This is a genomic window from Cryobacterium sp. TMT1-66-1 (assembly GCF_004403435.1).
Lineage (GTDB): Bacteria > Actinomycetota > Actinomycetes > Actinomycetales > Microbacteriaceae > Cryobacterium > Cryobacterium flavum.
On the sequence record NZ_SOGP01000023.1, the window covers coordinates 416,122 to 429,681 of the forward strand.

Here is a 13,560-nt window from a genome sequence, read left to right on the forward strand (position 1 = left end):
TCGGCTTCCTTGAGATTAGTAGCGCTGCGTTACTTGTCCGTGACGCTTATGTTTCGCCCATGTTACAGGCAGGCCCCATCGGTAGACTCATCGGGTGCCAGCCTCCGACTCCCGCCCGAACACTTTTGGTCAGCTTCCACCCAGTAGATGGCCGGGGGAGCGGCTCGGATTGCCCCAGATCGGGCCGAGTTCCATCGGCCGCCCCGGTCGACGGATGCTCGGCTTCGCCATCGACTGGGCCATCGCCATCGGCGTCTCAGCGATCTTCTTCAACTATGACCCGGCGGCGAACCTGATCATCTTCGTCATCCTGCAGATCGTCTTCATCCCGACCATCGGGGCCAGCATCGGTCACCGCTTGGTGGGCCTCCGACTCATCTCTATCCACGGGGGCTGGATTGGTCTCTGGCGACCCGTGGTGCGGTCGCTGTTGCTCGGAATTGCCCTCCCGGCGTTGGTCTGGGATTCCGACCAGCGTGGCTTCCACGACAAAATTGCCGGAACGGCGCTCATCCGGCAGTAATAGCACTGCGATGACGAAGAACGGCCGGGCGATGGACGCCCGGCCGTTCTGTTGTCTGTTGAGGTCAGCCGCGCTGGGGGCGCGCCTTCATGGGGTCGACGCCCTTGGGAATGGGAAGTTTCGTGCCCATAGAGTTAAGGCGGTTGTTCACAGCGAGCACCTCGGCCTTGGTCAGCGTGGGCTTGATCCTGGTCAGGCGGCGAGCCAGCTTGTGCAGTGGCACGGCGTCCTCGTCGGGTCCGACGGAAATAACCGTGATGCCGACGTTGCCGCCGATGCGCACAATCTTGCGTTTTTCTTCGTCGAGCATACGGGCAGTGCGCGTCTTAGGTCCCTCGCTGATCAGCACGACGCCGCCGCGACCGACCGCACGATAGACCGCATCCTGCGTCTTGCCGTTGACCGCTACCGGCATTTCACTGCCGACCCAGCCACGCTTCAGTGAACTGCGCAATACCGCCCCCACGGCACCGGGCTGACCCTCGATCTGGGAATACGCGGCCTTCTCGGCCCGACGACCCAGGATGATAAGCATCGCCAGAATACCGGCGAGCACGCCGGCGACGATCCAGAGCACCATCGTGAAGACGTTGCTCCCCGGGATCAGCAGGGCGAGGGCCAGGCTGATCAGAACGGGGACGACGAAGGCCAAAACCAGAATCCAGACGATGTTCGAGTCGTAGCGTCTCGTCATCTGGAATACCTGCCACATTTGCTTCAAGCGGCCGGGCTGTTTTGGTTTTTTGGGGGACTTTTCCTTGCTGCGTGCCATGGGTATAAGACTACCCAGTCACTCGAATGCCCCGTGACCGAATTCGCCTGTGTGCTCGCATCAGGAGACGGCTTGGGCGAACCCAAGTTGGGCATCCGCCAGCTGGCGCAATTCGGCCGGGATCTGGCGACCGGTTGCGACCATGGACTGGGCCCACAGCCGACCGGCGCGGTAGGACGAACGCACCAGCGGACCGGACAGGACGCCGAGAAAGCCGATCTCCTTGGCTTCCTCGTTGAGCTCGACGAATTCCTCCGGGCGCACCCAGCGGGCCACCGGAAGATGCCGGGCGCTCGGGCGAAGGTACTGGGTGATGGTGATGATGTCGGTACCGGCCTCATACAGGTCGTGCAGTGCCTGGGTGATTTCTGCGCGTTCTTCACCCATGCCGAGGATGAGGTTGGACTTGGTGATCAGCCCGGCGTTGCGGCCCTGGGTGAGCACGTCGAGCGAGCGGTCATAGCGAAAGGCCGGGCGGATGCGCTTGAAAATGCGTGGCACGGTCTCCACGTTGTGGGCGAAGACCTCGGGTTTGGCGTCGAAGACTTGGGCGAGGTGTTCCGGATTGCCGGAGAAGTCTGGGACCAGAATCTCGACACCGGTGCCGGGGCTCTGCTGGTGGATCTGACGAATCGTCTCGGCGTAGAGCCAAGCGCCTTCATCGGGGAGGTCGTCACGGGCGACGCCGGTCACGGTGGCGTAGCGCAGGTTCATCGACACGACGGACTCGCCGACGCGACGCGGCTCGTCCGTGTCATAGTCTGCGGGCTTGCCGGTGTCGATCTGGCAGAAGTCGCAACGGCGGGTGCACTGTGAACCCCCGATGAGGAAGGTCGCTTCGCGATCTTCCCAACATTCAAAGATATTCGGGCAGCCGGCCTCCTGACACACCGTGTGCAGGTTTTCGCTCTTCACCAGCGCCTGTAGCTTCTGGTATTCCGGCCCCATCTTGGCGACGGTCTTGATCCAGGCGGGCTTCCGCTCGATCGGCGTTTCCGCGTTGCGAATTTCCAGCCGCAGCAGTTTGCGGCCTTCGGGTACTGCGCTCATGCGTTCGTCCTGACGGTATTTAGGCTGGCTGGGGTCATGCTTACAGGGGCCACCGGGGCGGCATTCAGGCCCATCGTGCGACGGAAAGCGGCCGTGATCGGATCGATCAATTCGCTCGGGTCGACGGTGCGGCCGAGCACACGGGTCATCGTGGTCACCCCGGCATCGCGAATTCCGCAGGCGATGATGCGCGAATAGGCGTCCAGCGAGTTGCTGCAGTTGAGCGCGAAACCGTGCATGGTCACTCCCTGGGCAACTCGGATTCCGATCGCGGCTATTTTATCTTCGTGGCCGTCGGGTCCCACCCACACCCCTGAGCGTCCCGCAACGCGTACGGCATCGATCCCGAAGTCGATCAGGACCTCGATCAGGATTGCCTCAAGGGACCGAACGTAGCCGACGACGTCGACGGGTTCTGCGAGGTGCAGAATGGGATACCCGACGAGCTGGCCCGGGCCGTGCCAGGTGATCTTGCCGCCCCGGTCGACGTCGATAACCGGCGTGTCGTCGACGGGGCGTTCCTCCGGCAGAGTGCGTTTTCCGGCGGTATACACGGCCGGATGCTCCAGGAGGAGGACGGTGTCCGGTCGCTCGTGGGCGACGACGGAACGATGGACTGCGCGTTGGAGCTCTAGGCCCTCAACATACGGCACGGAGTTGGCGCTTAGCCCCGCGACGACAAAGTCGAGCATCTGCCCAGTCTAGGGGCGTCGCTGGCATTTTGGGCGCAGCGAGCACCCGGGCGCAGCGAGCACCCGGGCGCAGCCGGCGCCGGTGCCACCCGGACCGGCTCCTCCACAGCGGCACAGATCGCCCGTTCTGCACGAGAGCGGGGGACCTGAGCGCTCTGGCCGGCCCAGCGGCCGATCATGGGCAGGTGAGACGACGCTCTGAACAACCTCCGACTTCGGCCGATGACACAGCTGGCCGCGACTCCCGTCCCGGCCAGCGCGCGGCATACTCTAAGGCCGACGGCGCTTCCGCCACGACAGAACCGGTGCACCCGGAGGGGATTGTCGCCGGACACCGCGTGATCCGTTTGCTGGGCGCCGGGGATCGAGCCGTGGTGTACCTGGGTCATTCCGGTGCGGCAAGCGCGGTGGCCCTCAAGGTCTTCCGCGCCGACACTGAGTCGACGAGCATCGAACTCGACATTGCCGTGCTGACCTCGGGGGCAGCGCCGGGACTCGTGCGCCTGCTCGACGTTGCGCAGCTCGGGGATGGTCGCATTTGTCTAGTCCTGGAACGACTCACCGGAGGATCCCTGGCCAGGTACTTGGTCGAACACCCTCGACTGTCTCCCGGCGAAGCGGTGACCCTGTTGGCACCGATCATCGTCGCCCTGCGCGCCATGCACACGGCCGGGTTCGCGCACGGGGCCATCAGCCAGGCGACAATTCTGCTGGATGCCAGCGGCCGGGCGGTGGTGAACGGTTTCGGTGCGGTTGCGCGGCTCACTGACATACCCAGGGAGCGGATGCGGCGGCTCCGCGCCGACTACGAACGCCTGGCTATCGTGATGGAAGCCCTCGTCGAGGCCGTCGATGTAACGGACACGCACCGCGCGAGCGGCGCGGCGCTCCTCCGGCGCTTTCGGGGCGCCATCGACCCGGCCGTTTCTCCGAAATCTTCAGACGGGGCAGCTGGCGCGGCAGGGGTCGGTTCGGTCCTCGGCACACTGGAGCATGACCTTTTCGATTGGGCCGACGCCGAACCGCTTGACGCCTTTCGCCTCACCCACCGATTGGAGGCCCAAGCACAGAACGTGAACGCTGACGCGTTCGAGGCGGGGACTGGTCAGGTGAACGTGGTGCAACTCCGCCGCCACGAATTCGACGACGGATCCGATCACGGGTTCGACGACACGTCCAACGATGAGTTCACCGACACGATCGACGAGCTGTTCGACGACAGGTCGTTACCGGCGCGATTCGGCGTCGGTGGCGATGCCTTCAGCAGTCTCATGGCTTGGGGCGCAGCCAGCCTGCGCCGGCTCCAGCCGCAGTCGCGTCCTGGTCGGTCGTTGGCGAACGTCGTTGATTCTGTGATCGACTCGCATCCGCTCAAGGCTGTGGCGCACGCCCTGCGCAAACGACTGTATGGGCACCACCGGCCGCTTTTGGTGGCAGCACTGGGCGGCGCCAGCATTCTCGTGCTCGCCCTGACCCTGTTCCCGGTATCGGGCCGTGCCGGTGACAGCGCGTTACCCGGCGCTTCGGGTGCCGACGGCACGTCGAGGAACAGTGCAGGGGCCACCGGCACTCCGGTCCCCGTACCAACGGTCGCGGACTCCGCGGATGCCGCTCGTGCGGCAGGCTTGGCGGCGATAGCGGGGGACGACCCGGTATCGGCCGTGCCGGTGCTCCCCGTGCGCCGGGCGGCGTGCCTGGTCGCTGCTTCCCTGGTCTGCCTGGTCGACGTGGATCAGACCGGCTCGGCCATTCTGGCCGCGGACAGCTATGATGCCCGCGAACGGCAGCAGGGCGGATCCGGCCGGGAGGTCGCCGACTACGCGCCCTACCTGCCGTCCCTGGCAGAACGGAGCGGTAACCTGGCCGTGGTCGTGTTGACTCCGGCGTCCGGGCAGCAAAAAAGCCAGCCGGCCTCGGTCCTGGTGGTCAAGGGCGAGGGCGGCTGGCGTCTTCGTGAGATCTTCGACTACTGAGGTGTCCCAGGCCGAAACTTCCGACAGCTCGTGCTGTTAGATTCCGAGGTTGCCCTCGAACGCACCGGCTTCGAGCCGCGCCTTCATCGTGGTGAGGAAGCGGGCTGCATCCGCTCCGTCGATGATGCGGTGGTCGTAGGACAGCGCGAGGTACACGCTGGAACGGATCGCGATCGAGTCGAGACCGTCGTTGGTGACAACGAGCGGTTTCTTGTACACGATGCCTGTGCCCAGAATGGCGCTCTGCGGCAGGAACACGACGGGCGTGTCGAACAGCGCGCCGCGCGAACCGGTGTTGGTCAGCGTGAACGTTCCGCCACTCAGTTCATCGGGCTTCAGCTTGTTGTCGCGGGTGCGAGCGGCGAGGTCGGCGATCTGGGCGGCGAAACCGGCCAAGTCGAGATCCCCGGCGTTACGCACAACGGGGGTCAGCAGGCCACGCTCGGTGTCAACGGCAATGCTGATGTTCTCCTGCGCCGGGTAGACAATCGTGTCGCCCTCGATCGTGGCGTTCACAATCGGGATGGCACGGAGGGCCTCAGCGGCAGCGAGGGCGAAGAACGGCAGGAAGGAGAGCTTGTTGCCGGTCTTCTCGGCGAAAGCGCCCTTGACCCGGTCGCGGAGCAGAGCGACGCGGGTGACGTCGACCTCGACCACGGTCGTGAGCTGAGCGGATGACTGCATCGAGATGACAGCACGCTCGGCGACGACCTTGCGCAGGCGCGACATCGGCTGGGTGGTGCCACGCAGCGGTGAGACCTCGACGACCGGTGCGGCAGCGCTCGTGCCGACGGCCGAGGCCGCCTGCACGATGTCTTCCTTGCGGATACGTCCGCCCACTCCGGTGCCGCTGATCGTCGCCAGGTCAACGCCGGCTTCGTTGGCGAGCTTGCGCACGATCGGCGTGACGTAGCCGCTGGTGCCGGCGTGTGAACCGCGTGCCGCGGGGGCGGCTGCGACGGGTGCGGGTGCTGCTGCCGGGGCTGCAGCGACCGGTTCTGGTTCTGCTGCAACGGGCGCTGGTGCCGCGACTGGTGCCGCGACGGGTGCGGGTGCTGCAACTGGTGCCGCGACGGGTGCGGGTGCTGCAACCGGTGCCGCGACGGGTGCGGGTGCGGGTGCTGCAACTGGTGCCGCGACGGGTGCGGGTGCTGCAACCGGTGCCGCAACGGGTGCGGGTGCTGCAACTGGTGCCGCAACGGGTGCGGGTGCTGCAACCGGCGCGGGTGCCTCGGCAACGGGCGCCTCAGCAACCGGCGCTTCTGCAGCCGGTGCCTCAGCGACCGGCGCTTCTGCAGCCGGTGCCTCAGCGACCGGTGCGGCCGCGCCGGATCCGTCGCCGATGGTGACCAGGGGGGTGCCGACCTCGACGGTCTCATCTTCCTGCACCAGGATGGCTTCAATAATGCCGGCGACCGGGGACGGGATTTCCGTGTCCACCTTGTCGGTCGATACCTCGAGCAACGGCTCGTCGACCTCCACGCGGTCGCCCACGTTCTTGAGCCAGCGGGTGACCGTGCCCTCTGTGACACTCTCTCCGAGTGCCGGGAGGCTGACGGATTCGCTCATGCGTATGTCTCCTTCAAAACCGTTTACTTATTTGAAAAATCAATGAAAATTGTGGAATCCGACTACATCGCGTGAAGCGGTTTGCCGGCAAGAGCCAGGAAGGCCTCACCCATCGCTTCGCTCTGCGTCGGGTGCGCGTGCAGGAACGGAGCGATGTCCTCCGGGTACGCTTCCCAGTTCACCACGAGCTGGCCTTCGCCGATGAGCTCGCCGACGCGAGCGCCGATCATGTGGATGCCCACGATGGGGCCATCCTTGACGCGCACCAACTTAACCGAACCGGCAGTTCCCAGAATCGAGCTCTTGCCGTTTCCGCCGAGGTTGTACTCGTAGGTGGAAATCTGGTCGGCACCGAACTTGTCGGCCGCCTTGGCTTCGCTGTAGCCGACGGAGGCAACCTCGGGGTCACAGTAGGTGACCTTGGGGATGTTCACGTCTTCGACGATGATCGGGTTCAGTCCGGCGATTTCTTCGGCGACGAAGATGCCCTGCTGGAAGCCACGGTGGGCGAGCTGCAGGCCGGGAACGATGTCGCCAACGGCGTACACGCCGGGGATGTTCGTGGCGAGGCGCTCGTCGGTGATGACGAACCCGCGGTCCATGGTGACGCCGACTTCGTCGAAGCCGAGGCCTGCGGTGACCGGTCCGCGGCCGACGGCCACGAGCAAGAGGTCGGCCTCGACGGTCGCACCGTTCTCGAGAGTGACCACGATGCCCGAATCGGACTGCGTGACACTCTGGAAGCGGATGCCGAGGGAATACTCGATACCGCGCTTGCGGAACGCACGCTCGAGTTGCTTAGAGATCGACTCTTCCTCGTTGGGCACGAGGTGCGGTAGAGCCTCGATGATTGTGACGTCGGCGCCGAAAGACTTCCAGACGCTCGCGAACTCGACGCCGATGACGCCGCCGCCGAGCACGGCGACCTTCTTGGGAACGTAGTCCAGGGCGAGAGCGGTTTCGCTCGTGATGACGCGGCCGCCGATCTCGAGCCCGGGCAGCGAGCGAGAGTAGGAGCCGGTAGCCAGAATGACGTTCTTGCCGACGATCATGTCTTCGCCGACCTGAACGGTCGTGGGGGAGACCAGGTGGCCTTCGCCCTCAATCACGGTAATTCCGCGAGCCTTTATCAGGCCCTGCAATCCCTTGTACTTGCTGGCCACGATGCCCTCGCGGAACGCGGTGACGGCAGCGATGTCAATGCCCTCGAACGCGGTCTTGACGCCGTATTTGGCGGCTTCACGGCTGAAATCGGCAACTTCAGCCGAGTGCAGGAGGGCCTTGGTCGGAATGCAACCGACGTGCAGGCAGGTGCCGCCGAGTTTGCCCTTCTCGATCAGACCAACGGTGAATCCCAGCTGCACGGCACGCAGCGCTGCTGCGTATCCACCGCTTCCGCCACCGAGAACGACAATGTCAAAATTCTGTTCCGACACTCAGCTACTCCCTCGCGCATTACGCTTTGTCACGACAGCCGACAGATTATGCTGCTCGGCCGCGTGGTTTGACAAGCTTTTTCTTGCCCCTACGACTGTACTACGGGCGTGAAAAGTCCTCGGCCAGTCGAATCAGCGCCCGAACGGACACCCCGGTCGGGCCGGCAGCGGTGAATCCCCAGCCCGTGCCGGAGTTCTCGGCCGGTCCGGCAATGTCGAGGTGAGCCCACGGAATGGTCTGGCCGGCCGCATCCGTTCCGATGAATTCTTTCAAAAAGACCCCGGCGAGCAGCATTCCGCCGGCCGAGCTGCCGATCTTCGCGTTGGCGATGTCAGCGACGTCCGAGTTGAGGGTGGCGCGCAATTCTTCCGGGAACGGCATCGGCCAGGCGTTCTCGCCGGCCGCAGCGCTGGCCGCGAGCACGTGTTGAACGAGAGCGTCATCGCCCATGGCGCCGAAATACCGGCTGCCCAGCGCGACGACCTGGGCCCCGGTCAGGGTCGCGACGTCGATGATGGCGTCCGGGTGTTCTTCGCCGGCTGCGACGAGGCCGTCGGCGAGTACCAGACGGCCCTCGGCATCCGTGTTGAGCACCTCGACGGTGCGGCCACCGCGCATGCGCAGCACGTCGTTGGGGCGGATAGCCGAGCCCGACGGCATGTTTTCGGCTATGCACATCCACGCGGTGATTCGCACCGGCAGCTGCAGCCGGGCCGCGGCGACGACCACGGCCAGAACGGTGGCGGCACCTGTCATGTCGTACTTCATGCCCACCATGGATGCCGGCGGCTTGAGCGAGAGTCCGCCGGTATCGAATGTGATGCCCTTGCCGACCAGGGCGAGGTGCTTGCCGGCTCCGCTCGGGGTGTAACTGAGTTTGACCAGGCGCGGCGGGCGGGTCGAGCCGGCTCCGACCCCGGCGATGCCGCCGAACCCGTCGGCAGCGAGCTGCTGCTCGTCCCAGACCGTCACCTCGAGCTGCAGTCCGCTGGCGGCCTCGATCGCCAGCTCGGCCAGCGCTGCCGGGTACAGGTCGAGCGGCGGCATATTCACCAGGTCCTTGACCAGGGCCATGGCCTCGGCGCTGACCTGGGCGCGGTCCACAGCGGATGCCGCCGGTGTCGTCGTGTGCACCACGACGTTTCGGGCCGGCAGTTTGGTGGCGGCCAGTGAGCTGTGGCGGTAGGCAGTGTAGGAGTAGCCACCGAGCGCGGCGCCCTCGAGCACGGCCTCGACCTGATCGGCGTCGCCAAGGGTAATGGCGAAGGCGACCGAGGTCGCGCCGGTCAGCTGCCGAACGGCAGACCCGGCCGCGTGGCGAAGGGCTGCGGTGCTGAGCACACGCCCCAGTCCGACGACGGCGATGCTGCGCGGACTGCCGACACTCGACACCAGACGCACGATCTCATCGCGTGCTCCGGTGGCGTTCAGGAGCGGCAGCTGAGCCGTCACCGACGCGATCAGGGCGTCACCGAGGGTGACGTCCGCGACTAGCTGCACCCCATCATCCGTTTGCAGCGCAGCGAGGATGAGAATGTCGGCGGGGGAGCCCAGCGCGGACTCGGTGGACAGGGACAGGGTGGGAACAGTCATAACTCGATGCTATCCGGGGCCGTCACCAGGCTGTTCGCTCTGGGCACGATGGTGAAAGCCCCAAAACACAGCACAAAGGTGCCCCTCGGATTAGAGTTAAGGAATGTCAGACCCCGAGGAGCTCTACGAACTCACCGCCGACGCCGCTGGCGTCCCGCAGGGGTTGCACCTGATTATGGGCCTGACCGGCTTCGCGGATGCCGGTGGTGCGGTAGCCCAGTTCACCGACTATCTGCTGACCACCCTGGATCACACCGTCGTCGCGTCGTTCGACACCGACACTCTGCTCGACTATCGGGCGCGGCGCCCGATCATCTACTTCGACCAGGATCATCTCACCAATTATCAGCCGCCGACGTTGCAGCTGTACCTGGCCCGCGATGAGATCGGGCAGCCGTTCCTGTTCTTGACCGGTTTCGAACCCGACTTCCGCTGGGAGCAGTTCACTGCCGCCGTGCTGCAGCTCGTCGACCGATTCACGGTCGCCGGGGCGACCTGGGTGCACGCCATCCCCATGCCCGTTCCGCACACCCGACCGATCGGTGTCACCGTCAGCGGCAACCGTTCCGATCTCATCGAGAACCGATCGGTCTGGCGGCCGCACACGCAGGTCGCGGCCAACGTTCTGCACCTCCTGGAGTTCCGCCTGCAGGAACGTGGCGCCTCCACGGTCGGCTACGTGCTGCTCATTCCGCACTACCTGGGTGACACCGAATTTCCGGCCGCAGCCCTCACCGCGCTAGAGAGCACGAGCGCGTCGACCGGATTGATCTTTCCGACCGATCGCCTGCGGGAAGCCAATCGAGAATTCGTGGCACGCATCGATGACCAGGTGCGGAACAACCCGGAGCTGGCCAAGCTGGTGGGCACACTGGAGCAGCGCTACGACGCCTACATGGAGGGAAGCCCGCTGCGGTCGCCGTTCACCGACGAAGATGGCGAGCTGCCGTCGGCCGATGAAATCGCCGCCGAACTCGAGAACTTCCTCGCCCTGCGGCGCAGCCGCGATGACGGTGCCGCCAGCTAACGCAGCTGGAAGTATCTGGTCGCCACGCCTGACCGGCTGGTCAGGAACGCGATAGGTTAGAGCGAGTGAACTCGCGTCGATCCACCCTGATCTTTATCATCGGGTCGTTCGCGTACCTGTCGGCCGTACTCCAGCGCACCTCGATGGGAATCGCCGGGGTAGCCGCCACGGAGAAATTCGGCGGCTCGGCCGCCATCCTCTCGAGCCTGGCCGTCGTGCAGCTCGTTGTCTACGCCGCCGCGCAAATTCCGGTCGGGGTGTTGATCGATCGGTACGGGCCGCGAGTGCTCATGATCACCGGAACGGCGCTCATGGTCATCGGCCAGGTGACATTGGCGCTGGCACCGGATATCTCGGTCGCCGTCATCGGCCGCATCCTGGTCGGCGCCGGAGACGCGACCATCTTCATCTCGATGATCCGCCTGATCAGCTCCTGGTTCAGCGGTCGCATCGTCCCCCTGCTGTCCCAGTGGATGGGCAACATCGGTCAACTCGGCCAGGTACTCTCCGCGGTGCCCCTGGCTTGGCTTCTCCACACCAGCGGCTGGAAACCCGCCTTCCTCTCGGCGGCATCCGTGGCCGTAATCGCCCTGATCGTGGTCATCATTTTCGTGCAGGACCGCCCCAGAGACGTCACCGAGCACGTGCGTGCCAACAGCCTTGGCATCGCGCTGACCCAGCTGCGACACAGTTTTCGGCGCCCGGGCACCCAGCTCGGATTCTGGTCGCACTACGTGACGCAGTCATCCGGCACCGTCTTCAGTCTGCTTTGGGGCTATCCCTTCATGGTCTTCGGCCTCGGCTACGAACCGGCGTTCGCCGCCGGAATGCTGACCGTGTTGGTCGGCGCCGGCCTCGTGTTCGGGCCGATCCTCGGCCTGCTGACCGCACGCTACCCACTGCGCCGCAGCAATATCGTGCTTGGTATCGTGACCGGCATCGGAATCGCGTGGGCGATCGTGCTGCTCTGGCCCGGCGTTCCACCGCTGTGGAGCATTGTGCTGCTGCTGGTCGTGCTCGGCATCGGCGGGCCGGGCTCGCTGATCGGCTTCGACTTCGCGCGCACCTTTAATCCGCAGCGCAGCCTGGGCTCGGCCAACGGCGTCGTCAACGTCGGTGGCTTCACCGCGAGCTTCGTCATGATGTATCTGATCGGGCTGCTGCTCGACCTGCAGAACGGATGGCGCGTGGCCGGGGGAGCAGCGAGCGACCTGTACGCGCTCGACGCATTTCGGGTGGCATTCACGGTGCAATACCTCGTCGTCGGAATCGGCATCGGTTTTCTCGTGCACGCCCGGCGGCGCACCAGACGCCAGCTCTCTCGCGACGAGGGAATAGAAGTCGCACCGATCTGGGTTGCACTATCACGCGCCTGGAAACGGCGTAACGAACGATCGTAGTACGTGTCGTGGCTTGTCGTCCAGACAAACCGTGCAATAATAATTTCTAGGACCCGTTCTGGTCCGGGGCACGCCGAAATCATTTCGGCGTGAGCATCCCGGGACTTGACATGGGTCCAAGTTCTGCCCAAAAACGCATCTGGCACCGTCACCGGTCGCACAGAAGCAGGTACGACTCCGCATGAGAGGTGTTCGAATGGCAACCACCGTCAAGACCGAGGTAACCGACGAGTCCGTCACGACTCCGGTAGTACCGCCGGTCAAGAAGACCGTCACCAAGGCTGCAGCCGCAAAGGCAGCAGCAGCCGAGGCCGCAGCGACGAAGAAGTCCGCGGCCGCCGGTTTGGCCGCCGAGAAGCCGGCCCCGAAGAAGCGCGCGACCAAGGCGAAGGTCGTCAAGAAAGACGACGAAGCCGACGTCGACGGTGGAGCGGACGCCGATGACGACGAGTCAGACGAGGACAGCACCAAGCGCACGGCATCGACCGAGCCGCTCCCCAGCGGCGCCCTCGTACTCTCCCTGGTCGACGATGACGACGAGGTCCCGGTCTATTCCAGCGCCATCACCGGCGCCACGGCCGACCCGGTCAAGGACTATCTCAAGCAGATCGGTAAGGTCGCCCTGCTGAACGCGGCCGAAGAGGTCGAACTCGCGATGCGCATCGAAGCCGGCCTGTTCGCCGAAGACAAGCTGTCGGAGATGACGGATGTCGAGAAGAAGAACGCGCTCGGCCGTGAGCTGCAGTGGGTTGCCAAGGACGGCGCCCGGGCCAAGAGCCACCTCCTCGGTGCCAACCTGCGGCTCGTCGTGTCGCTCGCCAAGCGCTACACCGGTCGTGGAATGCAGTTCCTCGACCTGATCCAGGAGGGCAACCTGGGCCTCATTCGTGCGGTCGAGAAATTCGACTACACCAAGGGCTTCAAATTCAGCACCTACGCCACCTGGTGGATTCGCCAGGCCATCACCCGGGCCATGGCCGACCAGGCTCGCACCATCCGTATTCCGGTGCACATGGTCGAGGTCATCAACAAGCTCGCCCGTGTGCAGCGCCAGATGCTGCAGGACCTCGGTCGCGAGCCCACCCCTGAAGAGCTCAGCCGCGAACTCGACATGACGCCCGAAAAAGTCGTCGAGGTTCAGAAGTACGGTCGCGAACCCATCTCGCTGCACACCCCGCTCGGTGAAGACGGCGACAGCGAATTCGGTGACCTCATCGAAGACACCGAAGCCGTCGTGCCCGCCGATGCCGTGGGTTTCACCATGCTGCAGAAGCAGCTGGAGAGCCTGCTCGACTCGCTGTCCGAACGTGAAGCCGGTGTGATTCGCATGCGCTTCGGCCTCGGCGACGGCATGCCGAAAACGCTCGACCAGATCGGCGACACCTTCGGGGTCACGCGCGAGCGCATCCGCCAGATCGAGTCCAAGACGATGGCCAAGCTTCGTCACCCGTCCCGGTCGCAGTCCCTGCGCGACTATCTCGAGTAAACGTGACAGTGACAGGTCCCACCCGGATTGCGTTGTGC

The 13,560-nt window shown here is 65.0% G+C and carries 11 protein-coding genes; 5 read left to right on the plus strand and 6 right to left on the minus strand.

All coding sequences use genetic code 11. The annotated features are described in order from the left end of the window. Positions 1-94: 94 nt before the first annotated feature. Complete coding sequence (locus E3T29_RS18350) at positions 95-523, plus strand: RDD family protein (RefSeq protein ID WP_233197526.1); 429 nt, start codon at positions 95-97, stop codon at positions 521-523. A 64-nt stretch (positions 524-587) separates the two neighbouring features. Here E3T29_RS18350 and E3T29_RS18355 read toward each other — a convergent pair whose 3' ends face one another. Genes E3T29_RS18355 through lipB form a run of 3 tightly spaced genes read right to left on the minus strand, consistent with a single transcriptional unit; the run spans position 588 to position 3,037 of the window. Further along, on the minus strand, positions 588-1,295 hold the full coding sequence (locus tag E3T29_RS18355) for a DUF4191 domain-containing protein (protein ID WP_092342197.1): 708 nt from the start codon (positions 1,293-1,295) through the stop codon (positions 588-590). 60 nt (positions 1,296-1,355) lie between these two features. Further along, a complete protein-coding gene (gene lipA, locus E3T29_RS18360; protein ID WP_092342195.1) occupies positions 1,356-2,345 on the minus strand; it encodes a lipoyl synthase in 990 nt (329 codons plus the stop codon). Next, complete coding sequence (gene lipB / locus E3T29_RS18365) at positions 2,342-3,037, minus strand: lipoyl(octanoyl) transferase LipB (protein WP_134346905.1); 696 nt, start codon at positions 3,035-3,037, stop codon at positions 2,342-2,344. The genes lipA and lipB overlap by 4 nt, the downstream gene beginning before the upstream one ends. Before the next feature lie 185 nt (positions 3,038-3,222). Here lipB and E3T29_RS18370 point away from each other — a divergent pair, with 185 nt between their 5' ends. After that, complete coding sequence (locus tag E3T29_RS18370) at positions 3,223-5,010, plus strand: protein kinase (RefSeq protein ID WP_166792463.1); 1,788 nt, start codon at positions 3,223-3,225, stop codon at positions 5,008-5,010. Positions 5,011-5,046: 36 nt separating this feature from the next. Here the strand turns inward: E3T29_RS18370 and E3T29_RS18375 are convergent, their stop codons facing one another. The 3 genes from E3T29_RS18375 to E3T29_RS18385 all read right to left on the minus strand — a co-directional run bounded on the left by E3T29_RS18375 (position 5,047) and on the right by E3T29_RS18385 (position 9,609). Beyond that, positions 5,047-6,579, minus strand: a complete 1,533-nt coding sequence (locus E3T29_RS18375; protein WP_134346907.1) for a 2-oxo acid dehydrogenase subunit E2 — start codon at positions 6,577-6,579, stop codon at positions 5,047-5,049. A 62-nt stretch (positions 6,580-6,641) separates the two neighbouring features. Beyond that, positions 6,642-8,015, minus strand: a complete 1,374-nt coding sequence (gene lpdA, locus E3T29_RS18380) for a dihydrolipoyl dehydrogenase (RefSeq protein ID WP_134346908.1) — start codon at positions 8,013-8,015, stop codon at positions 6,642-6,644. Positions 8,016-8,115: 100 nt separating this feature from the next. Beyond that, positions 8,116-9,609, minus strand: a complete 1,494-nt coding sequence (locus tag E3T29_RS18385; RefSeq protein ID WP_134346909.1) for a leucyl aminopeptidase — start codon at positions 9,607-9,609, stop codon at positions 8,116-8,118. Positions 9,610-9,712: 103 nt separating this feature from the next. On the opposite strand from E3T29_RS18385, the gene E3T29_RS18390 reads away from it, so the two are divergent. The 3 genes from E3T29_RS18390 (at position 9,713) to E3T29_RS18400 (ending at position 13,522) form a co-directional block, all read left to right on the plus strand. Beyond that, on the plus strand, positions 9,713-10,636 hold the full coding sequence (locus E3T29_RS18390) for a proteasome assembly chaperone family protein (RefSeq protein ID WP_134346910.1): 924 nt from the start codon (positions 9,713-9,715) through the stop codon (positions 10,634-10,636). 65 nt (positions 10,637-10,701) lie between these two features. Beyond that, positions 10,702-12,036, plus strand: a complete 1,335-nt coding sequence (locus tag E3T29_RS18395; RefSeq protein WP_134346911.1) for a nitrate/nitrite transporter — start codon at positions 10,702-10,704, stop codon at positions 12,034-12,036. Between the two features lie 181 nt (positions 12,037-12,217). Continuing rightward, positions 12,218-13,522, plus strand: coding sequence for an RNA polymerase sigma factor (locus tag E3T29_RS18400; protein WP_370449197.1), 1,305 nt, complete (start codon positions 12,218-12,220; stop codon positions 13,520-13,522). Positions 13,523-13,560: the final 38 nt, after the last annotated feature.